Annotated in this window: 13 protein-coding genes and 1 riboswitch; of the genes, 11 read left to right on the plus strand and 2 right to left on the minus strand. The window is 35.8% G+C overall.

Going from position 1 to position 15,384, the window contains the following annotated elements; translation table 11 throughout:
* Positions 1-184 precede the first annotated feature (184 nt).
* The 5 genes from ACFSO7_RS04765 (at position 185) to ACFSO7_RS04785 (ending at position 8,163) form a co-directional block, all read left to right on the plus strand.
* Positions 185-1,198, plus strand: a complete 1,014-nt coding sequence (locus ACFSO7_RS04765) for a 2-oxoacid:acceptor oxidoreductase family protein (RefSeq protein ID WP_377875774.1) — start codon at positions 185-187, stop codon at positions 1,196-1,198.
* Positions 1,198-3,492 (plus strand): thiamine pyrophosphate-dependent enzyme, encoded by a 2,295-nt coding sequence (locus tag ACFSO7_RS04770; protein ID WP_377875776.1) that lies wholly within the window; start codon positions 1,198-1,200, stop codon positions 3,490-3,492. Before ACFSO7_RS04765 ends, ACFSO7_RS04770 begins: the two co-directional genes overlap by 1 nt.
* Positions 3,493-3,642: 150 nt before the next feature.
* Positions 3,643-5,454 carry a methyl-accepting chemotaxis protein gene (locus tag ACFSO7_RS04775; RefSeq protein WP_377875778.1) on the plus strand — a complete coding sequence of 604 codons (1,812 nt, stop codon included), beginning with the start codon at positions 3,643-3,645 and terminating at the stop codon, positions 5,452-5,454.
* Between the two features lie 182 nt (positions 5,455-5,636).
* Positions 5,637-7,439 carry a PAS domain S-box protein gene (locus ACFSO7_RS04780; RefSeq protein WP_377875780.1) on the plus strand — a complete coding sequence of 601 codons (1,803 nt, stop codon included), beginning with the start codon at positions 5,637-5,639 and terminating at the stop codon, positions 7,437-7,439.
* 145 nt (positions 7,440-7,584) lie between these two features.
* Positions 7,585-8,163, plus strand: coding sequence for a DUF2087 domain-containing protein (locus tag ACFSO7_RS04785; protein ID WP_377875782.1), 579 nt, complete (start codon positions 7,585-7,587; stop codon positions 8,161-8,163).
* Between the two features lie 66 nt (positions 8,164-8,229).
* On the opposite strand, the gene ACFSO7_RS04790 is transcribed toward ACFSO7_RS04785, so the two are convergent.
* Positions 8,230-9,018, minus strand: a complete 789-nt coding sequence (locus tag ACFSO7_RS04790) for a carbon-nitrogen family hydrolase (RefSeq protein WP_377875784.1) — start codon at positions 9,016-9,018, stop codon at positions 8,230-8,232.
* 230 nt (positions 9,019-9,248) lie between these two features.
* Here ACFSO7_RS04790 and ACFSO7_RS04795 point away from each other — a divergent pair, with 230 nt between their 5' ends.
* The 6 genes from ACFSO7_RS04795 to ACFSO7_RS04820 all read left to right on the plus strand — a co-directional run bounded on the left by ACFSO7_RS04795 (position 9,249) and on the right by ACFSO7_RS04820 (position 14,262).
* Complete coding sequence (locus ACFSO7_RS04795) at positions 9,249-10,421, plus strand: pyridoxal phosphate-dependent aminotransferase (RefSeq protein WP_377875786.1); 1,173 nt, start codon at positions 9,249-9,251, stop codon at positions 10,419-10,421.
* A 90-nt stretch (positions 10,422-10,511) separates the two neighbouring features.
* A riboswitch (SAM riboswitch) is annotated at positions 10,512-10,624 on the plus strand.
* 75 nt (positions 10,625-10,699) lie between these two features.
* The gene (mtnW, locus tag ACFSO7_RS04800) at positions 10,700-11,914 is read left to right on the plus strand and encodes a 2,3-diketo-5-methylthiopentyl-1-phosphate enolase (RefSeq protein WP_377875788.1); all 1,215 of its coding nucleotides are present in this window, start codon (positions 10,700-10,702) and stop codon (positions 11,912-11,914) included.
* Complete coding sequence (locus tag ACFSO7_RS04805) at positions 11,914-12,588, plus strand: 2-hydroxy-3-keto-5-methylthiopentenyl-1-phosphate phosphatase (RefSeq protein ID WP_377875790.1); 675 nt, start codon at positions 11,914-11,916, stop codon at positions 12,586-12,588. The genes mtnW and ACFSO7_RS04805 overlap by 1 nt, the downstream gene beginning before the upstream one ends.
* Complete coding sequence (locus ACFSO7_RS04810; protein ID WP_377875792.1) at positions 12,578-13,207, plus strand: methylthioribulose 1-phosphate dehydratase; 630 nt, start codon at positions 12,578-12,580, stop codon at positions 13,205-13,207. The genes ACFSO7_RS04805 and ACFSO7_RS04810 overlap by 11 nt, the downstream gene beginning before the upstream one ends.
* Positions 13,208-13,235: 28 nt before the next feature.
* Positions 13,236-13,769 carry a 1,2-dihydroxy-3-keto-5-methylthiopentene dioxygenase gene (locus ACFSO7_RS04815; protein ID WP_377875794.1) on the plus strand — a complete coding sequence of 178 codons (534 nt, stop codon included), beginning with the start codon at positions 13,236-13,238 and terminating at the stop codon, positions 13,767-13,769.
* Between the two features lie 229 nt (positions 13,770-13,998).
* The gene (locus tag ACFSO7_RS04820) at positions 13,999-14,262 is read left to right on the plus strand and encodes an aspartyl-phosphate phosphatase Spo0E family protein (protein WP_377875796.1); all 264 of its coding nucleotides are present in this window, start codon (positions 13,999-14,001) and stop codon (positions 14,260-14,262) included.
* Between the two features lie 62 nt (positions 14,263-14,324).
* Here the strand turns inward: ACFSO7_RS04820 and ACFSO7_RS04825 are convergent, their stop codons facing one another.
* A complete protein-coding gene (locus ACFSO7_RS04825; protein ID WP_377875798.1) occupies positions 14,325-15,056 on the minus strand; it encodes a ZIP family metal transporter in 732 nt (243 codons plus the stop codon).
* Positions 15,057-15,384 lie beyond the last annotated feature (328 nt).

The raw sequence follows: 15,384 nt of genomic DNA on the forward strand, positions 1-15,384 counted from the left end.
TTACATATTATTGTCTGTTACATAAAAAATGAATACGTTTACATCCTTGTGTAAGTAACGATTTTGATTGAAGAAATCGCTGTGTTATAGAAATTTTTTTGTTATGTATGACTTTTGTCACATTATTTTAAGCAAGAAACTTATACAATAGCCTCTGGGGAATGTTATTTTGGGAGGGAGAATTTTGTCTATTTTACCACAGAAGAACGAACTTGGATTTTTTGAAATCCGATTAGAATCAATCGGAGGCTTAGGTGCCAATTTAGCTGGAAAAATGTTGGCTGAAGCAGGAGTACTAGGTCTTGGATTAAATGGCTCGAACTTTTCATCCTATGGATCTGAGAAAAAAGGATCGCCAGTAAAAAGCTTTGTGCGCTATTGTGACCCAGAAGTAGAAATTCGAGATCATAGTCCAGTGGAAGAACCGCATGTGATTGGAGTTTTCCATGAAGCGTTATATAAAATGGTTAATGTTGTGAGTGGAATGAGACCTAACGGAATTATTTTAGTTAACTCAACTCGCGACTTTGATGAAATAAAAAAAGACTTACATATTGAGTTTGGAACGGTTGCGATTGTTGATGCTTTAAGCATCGCCGTCGAAGAAAAAACAAAAGTAAACACAGCCATGTTAGGGGCATTATTCAGAATTTGTGAGTTTTTGGAGCCAGAGACAATGCGTGAGGTGATTCGGAAAACGTTCGAGAAAAAATATCCACATTTAGTAGAACCTAATATCCGCACCTTTGATCGTGGTTATAACGAAGTTCAATTTAAAACATATGAAGTTCCAGAGGATGCAGTAGGGAAAAAATTTGAACGACCATTACCACCTTTAGGGTATTTAACACAAGAAATTGGCGGCGTAATCACAACACAAGCAAATAGCATCCTAAAAGACTTAAGCGGATCTAGACAAGGGTTTTTGCCCCAGTTAGAACATGAGAAATGTATTCATTGTGCGGCATGTGACACTGTGTGCCCAGATTATTGCTTCGTATGGGAAGAAGGAGAAGACAAAAAGGGTCGCAAACAGATGCTACTAAAAGGAATTGACTATCAATATTGCAAAGGCTGCTTAAAATGTGTGGAGGCATGTCCAACTTCAGCATTGACTGATCTACGTGAAATGATTGGATTTGCAGAAGAAAATCGTGTGAAACAAAACTTCCCATATGTGTTAGGAGGTCTATCATAATGGCTATTTTAGAGGAAATCGTGAGATCAAAGAACATTGCTGAACAAATAACAACATTTGAATCGGGAAATGAAATGGCTGCCATGGCAGCTGCGCAAATTAACTACCATATTATGGGTTATTTTCCGATTACTCCTTCTACAGAAGTTGCTCAATATTTAGATCAAATGAAGGCTCGTGGTGAACATGATATTAAATTGATTCCCGCTGATGGTGAACATGGCTCGGCTGGTATATGTTACGGGGCTTCTGCTACAGGTGCTCGTGTCTTTAATGCAACTAGTGCAAATGGTTTCCTATATATGATTGAACAATTACCTGTTCAAGCTGGTACTCGTTTTCCGATGGTGATGAATTTGGTCACACGTGCAGTTAGTGGGCCACTCGACATTCGAGGTGATCACTCTGACCTGTACTATGGTTTAAATGTAGGTTGGGTGATATTAACAGCTAGGACACCTCAAGCTGTATATGACATGAATATTATGGCATTAAAAATTGCTGAACATTCTAAAGTTCGTTTGCCTGTTATTGTTGCATATGATGGATTCTTTACTTCACATCAAAAGAGAAAAGTAGATTATTTTAAAGATCGTACGGTTGTCCAGCAATTTGTCGGGGAGTGTCCGACGGATTACAACTTTGCCCGTGATCCGAAACAACCAGTCACAATCGGGGCACATATGAATGGAGATGACCTAATCAACAACCATTTCCAACAGTCAGAAGCTATTTATGCTGCTGGTGAAGTATATAAAGAGGTGGCGGCGGAATATGCGAAGCTTTCAGGACGCGAATATTCTGTCCTTGACCTTTATAAAATGGAAGATGCAGAAGTCGCAGTATTTTTATTAAATTCAGCTGCGGAATCTGCAAAGGATGTTGTCGATCGTCTACGTAAAAAGGGAGTAAAAGTAGGAGTTATTAGTCCAAATATCATTCGTCCGTTCCCAGCAAAAGAAATCCGCGAAGCCTTAAAGAATGTAAAATCATTATTAATAGGAGAGCGAGCAGATTCCTATGGGGCTAACGGTCCTAATTTAACTCATGAGGTAAAATCAGCTCTTCAAGATGATAAAGAAAATCAAACAATTGTATTGAGTCGTGTGTTTGGTTTAGGTGGGAAGGATTTCTATGCAGATGATGCAGAAAAATTCTTTGAAATGGCGCTTGATGCAGCTGAAAAAGGTTATGCAGAAAAACCATTCGATTACTACGGACATTTCCCAGGCAATCCTGAACAAATTTTGAAACCAGTCATCACACCTCAACACGGTGAGGTCTATAAATCAGGGCTTATTGATGTAAAAATGGACGAAGTAACTAATAAGTTGAAGGTGAAAATCCCGCCACTACGTCAATTAACAAATAAACCGAAGCGAATTGCTTCTGGGCATGGAGCTTGTCCTGGATGTGGGATATTTGCAGGATTGGAGCTGTTTTTTAAAGGTATTGAAGGTGACATTGTTGTATTATTTCAAACAGGTTGTGCCTATGTAACGACAACATCTTATCCACATAGTTCACATAAGCAAACGATGATTCATAATTTGTTCCAAAATGGTGCGGCAACCTTATCAGGAACAGTTGAAGCATTTTTCGAATTAAAGAACCGTGGGGAAATCGAAGTTTCGGAGGACGCTACCTTTGTCATGATCACCGGAGACGGTGGAATGGATATAGGGATGGGATCTGCAATTGGTACAGCTTTACGCAATCATAAACTGATCATGCTTGAATATGATAATGAGGGCTATATGAATACAGGCTCGCAAATGTCTTATTCTACTCCATTAGGTCATATGACAAGCACATCCAATGTTGGAAAAAAACAAAAAGGAAAGGCGTTTCATCATAAAGATACTGCTCAAATTATGGCGTCAACCAATATTCCATATGTTTTCACAGGAGCAGAGGCTTTCCCACAAGACTTAATTAAAAAAGGTGCCAAAGCACAGTGGTATGCTCAAAATGTTGGAACTGTCTACGGAAAAATATTAATCACTTGCCCGCTGAATTGGAAGTCAGAGGATCGGTATGGAGAGGTCATTTTAGAACAAGCTGTCAATTCCTGCTTCTTCCCATTATATGAAGTGGAACAAGGGATTACACAAATCACATACAATCCAGAAGAGAAAAATAAACGTGTTTCTCTTTCAGAATGGCTTAAATACATGGGGAAAACAAAACATTTATTAAAAGAAGAAAATAAAGAAATGCTCATAGAATTTGAAGAAGAAGTAGAAAAAAGATGGCAAAGATTAAAAGCTAAACATGATAACCAATATTTATAATAAAAAATAAGACTAGTTCAATTATGAACTAGTCTTATTTCTAACAAAATTCTAAACTCTTTCTTCAAAATTTTCTCAATATCATTTATAATGAGAAAAAGTAATGTCGAATATTCACATAACTTGTAGACAGAAAAAGGGGGAAAAAGTTTGAAAGGGGCAAGATTTTTTAAACGAAGTAATAAACAGCCAAAAGCAAAAAAGACTGAATCTTTTAAAAACGTTCGTCTCGAAAAATGGATGCAATTCTTATCGTCGGCTAAACTGTGGAATCGATTAAAGCTCGGTCAAAAATACGGAATTGCTCTTTTCATTACCATTGGTCTATTTGCCATATCTACCGTCATTACTTTTATTCTATTATCATCTGTACAAGATAAAATGGTTAGAGTTGAAAAAACAGGGGTTCAAGCGATACGAATTTCTGAAGCAGCGGCGATATTCCACCAAAAAGGAGTATCAATCGGTAATTATATTATTGATTCTAATCCAAAACATCTAAAGAATTTCGAAGAATTGTCGAAGGAATTACAAGCTCTAAAAGCAGAAATACGAAAAGGCTTATCTACCCAAGAAGAAAAGACATTGTTTATCTATATGAATAAAAATGATGAACAATTAAATCTCATCTTTACCGGAGTGATCATGCCTGAGGTTAAGCTTTTAAATGAGCGTGAATATCGCCTAGGAAAATTAAAGGTTGATAATTTAATAGAAGAAAATGTTCAAAAGTTAGATGCTCTAAAAGAAATTTTACAAAAAGATCAAAAAAATGCGGTGACTTCTGCTACTGCAAGTCTTGTTTTAACATTAATGGTCCTAGTTATATCAGTTATCGTTTCAATGGTTTTAGGTATTATAACAATTGTCATTATTGGTCGATTAATCTCAAAAAAATTGAATCATATCGTCTCCGTTTCGAATGAAATTGCAGCTGGTAATTTACATGTTGAATTACAAGAATATAAAGGTAAGGATGAGATTGCAGCATTAAGCAAAGCAACAAGCTTAATGAAAGAGCAATTGAGCACGATGATTCAGGAAATCTCAAGTGTTTCGAATCATGTAAATAATAAAAGCGGTGAATTAAATGTTGCCGCATCTGAAGTAAGGGCTTCTAGTCAGCAAGTAGCATCCACTATGCAGGAGCTTTCAAGTGGAGCGGAAGTACAGGCAAATCATGCATCCGAATTGTCCGAAATAATGGATGACTATTTAAGAAAAGTGAATGAAGCTACTGAGAGCGGGGAAGTGATTCGCAAGTCATCAAACGATGTATTAGTCATGACCCAAAAAGGTAACACTCTCATGAGAGAATCACAGCAACAAATGGTGAAAATTAATCATATTATGAAATCATCTGTTGATAAGGTTCAAGGTTTGGATGATCAAACGAAACAAATTTCAAAGCTTGTTAAAGTAATTCATGAAATCGCTGGTCAAACGAATCTTCTTGCTTTAAATGCAGCCATTGAAGCTGCTAGAGCTGGAGAACATGGCCGTGGCTTTGCGGTAGTTGCAGATGAAGTACGAAAGCTTGCAGAGCAAGTATCATTTTCAGTATCAGATATTACAAAAATTGTGCAGGGCATACAAACCGAATCTAATAATGTTGTTCATTCACTTCAAGCAGGATATAGTGAAGTGGAAGAAGGAACAAATCAAATTGAAATAACTGGGCAAACCTTTAAGGAAATTTATGAAGCAGTCACGTTAATGACGGATAAAGTGAAAGAAATTTCAGATAGTCTTGAACAAGTGGCTAAAAGTTCAGTTTCAATGAATGCTTCGATTGAAAATATTGCCTCCATTTCAGAAGAATCTGCTGCTGGAATCGAACAAACAAGCGCCTCAGTTACTCAGACAAATCATTCAATGGAAGAAATATCTGAAAACGCGGGAGCACTTGCAGAATTATCAGACCAATTAAATTCAATGATTTCAAAATTTAAACTATCTTAATAATAGCCGATTGGAACTGTGAAGAAATTTGCAGTTCTTTTTTTTATCTAACAGATTTATGTTTTTTAGAATAATTTTTGCTTCTCATATTTTTATAAAGGAGATTTTAACTAATTTATCGAATTTAGTGAATATATTATTTTTTCAGTTTTCAGTGATAGCTGGGGAGGATTTTTGACCTTATGAATAATAGCAATTTAACCACACAAAGCCCCAATTCTTTTTCATATGATATTTTTGACAAGGTTTTAGATGGTATTGTCATTTTAAATCATACAGGAATTATTATTGATGTTAATAAAGCATTTTGTCACTTTGTTAATCTGAACAAAGATCAAATAGTAGGTCAAACAATGGAACATTTTGTACCTAAAAATAAACATTACAAACTTCGAAGAATAAAAATTTTACTTGATCAAAATCGAAATACAAAAGGTGTATTGCCCATTCAACATATTAATGGGATATCACATTTTAGCGTGATTACAACGATTGATGAAAATACTCAAAATCTTATTTCTGTCTTTAGGGATATAACGGAAAAGGTGAATTTTAATAATCATTCAACTAAATATGATTATTTTTTTAAAGAGCTTTTTATCGAGGCAATGGATGGCATTATTTTCTGGGATGCAAATGGAAAAATAATTAATGCGAATCAAGCAGCTTGCAGAATATTTAACTGTAGTTATCAAGAATTAATTGGAACAGCCTTTAGTAAGTTTATTCATCAAAAGAACAAACATCAAAAAGGTATTCTCAAAGAATTATTCCAAACGGGTGCCGCAAGCAATCAATTGTTTATTTTATTACCAAACGGTCAAGAAAAGCTAATTGAATTTACCTCTCGATTACATTCTGTTGAAAATTTCCATATGACTATTTTCCGTGATGTGAGTGAGCGGTTTCGGATGGAACTCGAATTAAGAGAGAGTGAAAAAAAGTTTCGTAAAATATTTGAAGGTTCGTTGGAAGGGCTTATCCTTTGGAATGATCAAGCTGAGATTATCGATATTAATGAATCTGCATGTAAAATATTTAAAAAAACGAGAGAAGAAATAATTGGTCAATCATTGTTTGGTCTTTTGCCAGATATAAATAGAAACAGACAAGAACTTGCAAAAGTTCTAGAAAACTTTGTTAATGAAGGAAAACTAAATGGAACATTTACGGTCAATTTAGAACAGGATACCATTGAATATTATGAATTTAGTGCTTTACATCATCTATTTTCCGATGTGAATTTTATGGTTTTAAAAGATGTGACAGAGAAATTAGAGATGGAGGATCGTCTGAGGAAGTCAGATACTTTAAATGTAGTAGGCGAGCTTGCCGCAGGAATTGCTCATGAAATTCGTAATCCAATGACCGCTTTAAAAGGATTTATCCAGCTTCTACAAGGGGAATTTAAAGAAGAACGTTCTATGTATTTTCAAGTTATCCTATCTGAGCTTAATCGGATCGATTCAATCATAAATGAATTTCTCATTCTGGCTAAACCACAAGTAGTAAAATATTCAAGTGTGGATTTAATAAAAATTATGAAAGAGACAGTAGAATTACTAAGTGCGCAAGCGGCAATGTATAATGTTCAATTTCATTCTTTCTATGAGGAGTTCATACCAGGAGTCTACTGCGAATCCAATCAATTAAAAAAGGTTTTTGTCAATATGCTAAAAAATGCTATCGAAGTGATGGAAAAAGGGGGAAAAATAACTATAAAGATGGAACGGGAAAACGAAAATTATATTCACATTTCCATCAAAGATGAAGGAATGGGTATTCCAGAGGAAAAACTGAAAAGACTAGGAGAGCCATTTTATACAACGAAGGAACGCGGAACAGGTCTTGGCTTAATGGTCAGCTATAAAATCATTGAAGAGCATAAAGGAAGAATTACAGTTGAAAGCATAGAAGGAATGGGGACAACTTTTCATATCTATTTGCCTATCAATTGCTCTAGTATGGAAACTGAAAAGAGTTAATAAAAGTCTTTTATACTAAAGAGAGTTCGTTTGGAAAAAGTAATCCGTATAGTTGGGATTACTTTTTTAGTTTATAACTTGCTTTTATATGTTATTTTCATTATCATCTAATTAGATGATTATCTAAGAAGAAAGGAAGGGTCAGATGCAGTTAAATCGCTTAATTGATTTCCATAAAACAATGGGTGATGCGACAAGATTACGAATTCTTTCTTTATTATCGAGCGGTCCTCTTCATGGACAAGCGATAGCAGGTAAACTGGGGCTAACCGCACCGACCATAACCCACCATTTAAAAAAACTTAGGGAAATTGATGTTGTTTATGAAAGAAGAGAGAAAAATACAATTTATTTTTATTTGAAGCATTCTGTTGTAAGACAACAAGCCCAAAGCTTGATTCAACTCATAGAAGGGAAGGAATCGAAAATGAATGAGCAAAGTGAAGAGCATCAAAAAATCATTGCTAACTTCTTTTCGAAAGATGGGAAGCTTAAAAGCATTCCTGCTCAAAGGAAGAAAAAATTGATTGTTTTTGAACATATTTTAAAAGGATTTGAAAAAGGGAAGAAATACGAAGAAAAGGAAATTAATGAATACATTCTAAAGTTTCACGACGATTACGCAACCATAAGGCGTGAATTTATTATCAATCATTACATGTTTCGAGAAAATGGCATTTATGAATTAAACCCAGTTGAAATGTGGGCAAAGATAGACGGGTAAAGTAAAGACAGAATGGCGATTTAGCCATACTGTCTTTTTTACTTTATCAACTATACTACTATTTTATTACTTTTCATAGTGTTCTGGTTTTCGATCTTGAAAGATGGGTATTATGTTGCGTACGTTCCTTACATTCTCTATATCGATTTCACCATAAATGATTTCTTCTTGTTGTGAGCCTTCCGCAATAATTTCCCCCCAAGGGTCGATGATAAGGGAATGCCCTGCAAATACATTGTCTGGATTTGAACCAGAACAGTTACATGCAATCACATAACATTGGTTTTCGATCGCTCTTGCCGTAAGAAGCGTTTTCCAATGATGTAGCCTTGGTGCAGGCCATTCTGCAACGACAAAGATGGCTTTTGCCCCCTTTAATACATGTGCTCTAATCCATTCAGGGAAGCGAATGTCGTAGCAAATTTGTCCTGCGAATACTTGATCATCTAGTGAAAATATTCCTTGATTTCCACCTGGCTTCAAGTAAAGATGCTCATCCATCAATTGGAAAAGATGAAGTTTGCTATATTGGTGCACGAGTTCACCTTCACGATTGATCACAAGAAGTGTGTTATATATCCCATCCTCCTGCTTATTTGCAATTGACCCACCAATAATATGTACCCCATGTTGTTTTGCTTCTGACTTAAGAAATTCAATTGTGTGAATCGCGTCATTATCCGCGATTGTTGAAAGATTTGTTAAATCATAGCCTGTCGTCCAAAGCTCAGGAAGAACGATTATATCAGGTGATTTTTTCATAGCTTGCTCGATAAGAGTATCAACCTTTTGGAAATTCAGTTTTGGATCACCAAAGTGAATATCCATTTGAATCAATGCAAGGTTAAATTTCAACACACTCACCTCTATCAAAAAATTTTTTCTTTACATTCTGACAATAACCATATATCATTTCATACTAGAATTTCAATACAAACTTTTTCCCACATTAAAGCAGTGGGGGTCAGTCCCCCAGCACGTTAACGCGTTAAATCATTGGGGGTCAGTCCCCCAACACGTTAAAGTGGTGAAACGATGGGGGACTGACCCCCAGTACGTTAATACGTTGAAGTAGGTGGATGTTGATGAGGTCTTTTCCGCAGTCAGATTTGTTAAATAGTTTGCCGAAGCAGTTTTTTGCGTCTTTAGTGAAAAAGGTGTCACACTATATTGCTAATGGCTATGATGTAATTAATTTAGGGCAAGGTAATCCAGATCAGCCGACGCCTGATCATATTGTGAAAAAGCTTCAAGAGGCTGCTGCCAATCCAAAAAATCATAAGTATTCACCTTTCCAAGGGTATAAATACTTGAAGCAAGCGGCTGCCAATTTTTATGAACGAGAATATGGTGTCCAGTTGAATCCAGACGAAGAGGTGGCTATTTTGTTCGGAGGGAAGGCAGGGCTTGTAGAAATTCCACAATGCCTATTAAATCCTGGAGACACCATACTAGTCCCTGATCCCGGTTATCCCGATTATTTATCAGGTGTAGCCCTTGCAAAGGCAAATATGGCTATTATGCCTTTACTTGAAGAAAATCATTTCCTACCAAATTATGAAAATATCGATCCTGCCATTCTAGAGAAGTCAAAACTTATGTTTATTAATTATCCAAATAACCCGACAGGTGCAACTGCAACACCTGAATTTTTTTCGAAAACAGTAGAGCTGGCAAAGAAGAACAATATTTGTGTTGTTCACGATTTTGCCTATGGAGCCATTGGGTTTGATGGTAAAAAGCCTCTTAGCTTCTTACAAACGGAAGGTGCAAAAGATATTGGGATTGAGATTTATACATTATCAAAAACATATAATATGGCTGGCTGGCGGGTTGGATTTGCTGTCGGAAATCGAAGTGTAATTTCAACGATTGAACTTATGCAGGATCACTTATATGTGAGTATTTTTGGCGCGGTTCAAGAAGCTGCAGCAGAGGCGTTAAACGCTTCACAACAATGTGTAGAAGAACTAAACGATCTTTATGAATCACGAAGAAATGTACTGATAGAGGGATTGAAGTCCATCGGATGGAATGTAACAGCCCCAAAGGGTTCCTTTTTTGCTTGGTTAAAGGTCCCAGAAGGATTTACCTCAGAAGAATTTGCCGACTATTTATTAGAGAAGGTGCAAATTGCTGTCGCACCTGGACTTGGATTTGGGAGTTATGGGGAAGGTTATGTTCGCGTTGGCTTATTAACCTCGGAAGAAAGGATGCACGAAGCAGTTAGAAGAATCCAATCTTTGAAAATATTCTAAAAAATATGTTGACAACTTAAAAAAATCCTGTCATAATCCATATTAATTTGAGAAAACAATATCATTAACTTTAAAATAGAATAAACGATTTTCTTATCAAGAGCAGGCGGAGGGACTAGCCCAATGAAGCCCGGCAACCGATTTTATGAATAATTCATAAAGCACGGTGCTAATTCTTGCAGCATAAAGCTGATAGATAAGAGGACGTTAGTTTGTCACGCTAACCTCTTCTTATTTGAAGAGGTTTTTTTATTGCTTTAGGGAAGGAAGTATCCATCATGAATGATTTAATAGCAACGTATTTGATAAAAGAAATAAATGGAAGCCCGTTAAAAAAAGCTGAAGAAATAGCTTTAGGTTTAACCATCGGTTCTTGGACAGACCTGCCTGAACTTGAACAAAATCAACTGAAAAAGCATAAAGGTAAAGTTGTTTCGATTGAAGAGATAACTGATAAGGAAGGCGAAGCCATTATAAAAATTGCCTATCCGCTTCTAAACTTTTCAGCGGATATACCGGCGATATTAACAACCGTATTTGGAAAGCTTTCGCTTGATGGTAAAGTCAAACTTATCGATTTAACTTTCCCTGAACAGTTAAAAAAAGCTTTTCCGGGTCCTAGATACGGAATAGAAGGCATTAGAAAATTGCTCAATGTCTACAATCGTCCTCTACTCATGAGTATTTTCAAAGGCGTAATCGGTAGAGATCTTGATTTTTTATCTAAACAACTAATGGCACAAAGCTTTGGTGGAATTGACATCGTCAAGGATGATGAAATTCTCTTTGAAAACGAACTTACCCCATTTGAAAAACGAATTGTTGCTGGTAAGAAAATATTAAAAACAACTCTTGAAGAAACGGGCAATCGAACCTTGTATGCTGTTAATTTAACAGGAAGATCATCTAGTCTAAGAGATAAAGCAAGAAAAGCGGCTGAATTAGGAGCAGATGTATTATTATTTAATGTATTTTCATACGGATTAGATAGTTTACAAGAATTACGTGAAGATCAAGAAATTGGATTACCGATAATGGCTCACCCTGCTGTTAGTGGATCTTTTCTTTCTTCAAGTCATTACGGATTCTCACATGCTTTGATTTTAGGAAAATTACTGCGATATGCTGGAGCAGATTTCTCCTTATTCCCTTCACCATATGGATCGGTTGCACTTGAGAAAGTGAAAACATTGGCAATCAAACAAGAGCTTTTGAAAGAAGATGAATTCTTTTTAAAGACATTCCCTGTTCCATCGGCAGGAATTCATCCAGGACTCGTTCCGTTATTAATCAATGATTTCGGTACTGACTCTATTATCAATGCTGGTGGTGGTGTACATGGACACCCAGGAGGGGCATCATCAGGGGGAAAAGCTTTTCGACAAGCAATTGATATCCACTTATTAGGAAAAACTCTACAAGAAGGCGCATCATACTATCCAGAATTAAAGGTAGCCCTAGAGCTTTGGGGACCTAAGGAGGTAAGAGCCTAATGATAAAACCAGTCATTTATTGTGATTTTGATGGCACCATCACAGAGAAGGATAATATTATTGCCATCATGAATGAGTTTGCACCACCTGAATGGGAGCCAATTAAAAACGATATTTTGTCTCAAAAAATTAGTATCGAAGAAGGCGTTGGTAAAATGTTTGCTTTATTACCAAGTACCTTAAAGGATGAAATTGTTCAGTTTTCGTTGAAACACGCTGTCATCCGCGAAGGCTTCAACGAATTACTGCAGTTGACTAAGGGAGAAAATATTCCTTTCTATGTCGTTAGTGGGGGGATTGATTTCTTCGTACACCCTATTTTGGAACAAGTAGGATTCATTGGAAATATTTATTGTAACAGTGCTGATTTTTCTAAGCAAAACATTCAAATCCGATGGCCAAATCCTTGTGACCAAAATTGTCAAAACGGCTGTGGTTGTTGTAAACCAAGCATTATCCGGAAATTAAAAAGCGAAAATGAATTTACGATTGTTATTGGCGATTCGATTACAGATTTAGAAGCAGCTAAGCAGGCAGACTTTGTTTTCGCGAGAGATTTTTTAGCAGAAAAATGTGAGCAGCTAAAAATAAAGCATAAGAAATTTAACACTTTTTATGACTGCTTCGATTCAATAAAGGAATTGACAAGGGGGGAATTAGCCAATGTTACATGAGAAATGGAATGAGTTAGCAGATGTTAAAGATGAGCTTGCAGCAAGGGATTGGTTTATGGGGACGAGTGGTAATTTAGCCATTAAAGTTCAAGATGACCCACTACAATTTTTAGTAACAGCTAGTGGCAAAGATAAGCGTCAAAGAACGAATGAGGATTTTTTGCTTGTGGACGAATTTGGCAGACCTGCTAATGATACTCATTTAAAACCTTCTGCTGAAACGCTATTGCATGTTGAAATTTATCGCCGAACGAACGCAGGCTGTAGCTTGCATGTCCACACAATTGATAATAACGTCATTTCAGAAGTTTATGGGGATCGTGGAGAGGTTTCATTTCAAGGACAAGAGCTAATTAAAGCGTTTGATCGATGGGAGGAAGATGCTATCCTAAAAATCCCGATTATCCGTAACTACGCTCATATCCCTTCTTTAGCTAAAGCATTTTCGGATCATATTCAAGGAGATTCAGGTGCCGTTTTAATTCGTAATCACGGGATTACGGTTTGGGGAAGATCGGCATTTGAAGCAAAAAAAATCTTAGAGGCATCTGAGTTTTTATTCCGATATCAACTTCGGTTATTAGAACATAAACCATTTCAATTATTTAAAGTTGTATAATGAAATTATTCTAGAAAGGAAGATAAAAATGGCTTATATTCAATTACAAAAAACAGGAAATCAAATTCATAATCAAGAGGAAGTTTTAGATTTTTTAAATAAGCAGGATGTCATTTACGAAAATTGGGATATTAATAAGCTGCCGAAGAGTTTAGTTGAGAAGTTTTTATTATCAGATGTGGAGAAGGAAGAAATATTAAGTGCCTTCTCAGATGAAATTGCTGACATCTCAGAACGACGAGGATATAAAGCACAAGATGTCATCGCTTTATCTGAAAATACTCCCAATCTTGAAACATTATTAGTTAATTTTCAAAAGGAACATCATCATACAGATGATGAGGTTCGATTTATTGTAAGTGGCCATGGGGTTTTCATTATTCAAGGGAAGGATGGAGAATTTTTTGAAGTTCATCTAGAGCCAGGTGATCTCATTTCCGTACCAGAAAATATTCGCCATTACTTTACATTAAAAGAAGATCGAAAAGTGGTTGCCGTAAGAATATTTGTTACAACGGAAGGTTGGGTACCGATTTATAATCACGACGAGGTCATTGCATAAGCAGTTTTAGCCTTTCATCATTTGATGAAGGGCTTTCGATTTTTTGGAGATGAAATTTGTCGAAAACATAGGACCTACGACTAAACAAACTGTCGAATCAATTAGTATAAATAGAACTTTTGTCTAATTTTGCGATTCTATTTACATTTTTACATATTATTGTCATAATCGTTCAAGTATAGATAAATTATTTAATGGTAAATGGAATGTTGATTAGGGGGAAAAAGAGTTGTGCCTGACAGAAAAGAAGCATTCTAATCGAATGTTAGATGAGATTAACAAAGTTAGAGAAATAATGATGAAATCTGCCGCCGTGACAGGATTTACTAGCGATGAAACCATTCATTATAGCCAAGAATTGGACAAGCTCATTTACGAATACCAATGTACCTTTCGTAGGGAACAAAAGAACACAAAAGATGTAAAAATTACTTTTACACAAATGCTCATTTGGCCTAGAGCTTCTTTAACCTCTGAGATTATATATATATAGAAGAAAAGGGACTAAAGAATCGAACTCTAGTCCCTTTAAAATTAAATTAATAGTGCCTAAAATTAGAAAATATCAATAATGAGTATCATAAATAGTAATCCAAATATAAATGAATAAGTGGATGAACGTTCATTTCCATCACCGTGGCTTTCTGGGATTAATTCCTTATAAATGATAAACAGCATCGCTCCAGCCGCAAACGCAAGTCCATACGGAACAAGCACTTTCACATAATTAGTAAGGTAGTAACCTAACAATGACGTAACAATCTCAATTGCACCTGTAAGAGTAGAAATGAAAAAAGCTTTCCATTTATTAATTCTTTGATTAATTAAAAATAAGGCAACCAATAGACCTTCTGGTGCGTTTTGAAAACCAATTGCGAAGGCAATCATATTTCCAGTTTCTCCGTGATTTGATGCATAGCTAACCCCGACAGAAAGGCCTTCCGGAATATTATGAAGCGTAATCGCTGCGATAATTAACAATGCTTTTTCATCGAACTGCAATCCACTTTTCGAATGATGTAAATCAATATGTGGGATATTTTTTTCCATTACATTTAAAGTATAAACCCCAAGAAAAATACCAATCGCTAAAGGGGGGAAGCCTGCATAGCCAAGTGCCTCAGGTATGAGCCCTAACATTGATGCTGCCATCATAACACCAGCAGTGAAGGCTAATAATGTATCCCGCCATCTATGAGTAAGAGAATGATTCATAAATAGGATAATCAATGCTCCCAAACCAGTTGATAAGGCTGATAATATACTTCCAATTACCACTTCGCTCATGGAATTGTCCTCCTTCTTCTGAAAATTTATCATTTTCGAACATTTGTGTGATTTTTATCATTGTTTATATCTATATATTTCTTATAGTATAAGTAATGGTTATTATACTTCAGCATTAGACTTCCACATAGCCTACCTATTACATTATTAAATACCTTCATTGATCAGCTAGATTAGCTTGAATATAAGATAATGCATTTATTCTACTACACTTATTTGATGAACGATACAATTTTTCCTTTGCGCAACATAATTACATAATTAATTGATGGACTATCGCCTAGTGTTATTCATTCTATATCATATTCAATGAACAGAAATGGTTACA

The organism is Bacillus sp. CGMCC 1.16607, from assembly GCF_042683745.1.
Taxonomy (GTDB): domain Bacteria; phylum Bacillota; class Bacilli; order Bacillales; family Cytobacillaceae; genus Pseudoneobacillus.

Bases quoted from the DNA above. Each gene is read 5' to 3' on its own strand.
- ACFSO7_RS04770 (WP_377875776.1), top strand. From the start codon at position 1,198: ATGGCTATTTTAGAGGAAATCGTGAGATCAAAGAACATTGCTGAACAA.
- mtnW (WP_377875788.1), top strand. From the start codon at position 10,700: ATGAATGATTTAATAGCAACGTATTTGATAAAAGAAATAAATGGAAGC.
- ACFSO7_RS04785 (WP_377875782.1), top strand. From the start codon at position 7,585: ATGCAGTTAAATCGCTTAATTGATTTCCATAAAACAATGGGTGATGCG.
- ACFSO7_RS04795 (WP_377875786.1), top strand. From the start codon at position 9,249: ATGAGGTCTTTTCCGCAGTCAGATTTGTTAAATAGTTTGCCGAAGCAG.
- ACFSO7_RS04810 (WP_377875792.1), top strand. From the start codon at position 12,578: ATGTTACATGAGAAATGGAATGAGTTAGCAGATGTTAAAGATGAGCTT.
- ACFSO7_RS04825 (WP_377875798.1), bottom strand. From the start codon at position 15,056: ATGAGCGAAGTGGTAATTGGAAGTATATTATCAGCCTTATCAACTGGT.
- ACFSO7_RS04815 (WP_377875794.1), top strand. From the start codon at position 13,236: ATGGCTTATATTCAATTACAAAAAACAGGAAATCAAATTCATAATCAA.
- ACFSO7_RS04780 (WP_377875780.1), top strand. From the start codon at position 5,637: ATGAATAATAGCAATTTAACCACACAAAGCCCCAATTCTTTTTCATAT.
- ACFSO7_RS04805 (WP_377875790.1), top strand. From the start codon at position 11,914: ATGATAAAACCAGTCATTTATTGTGATTTTGATGGCACCATCACAGAG.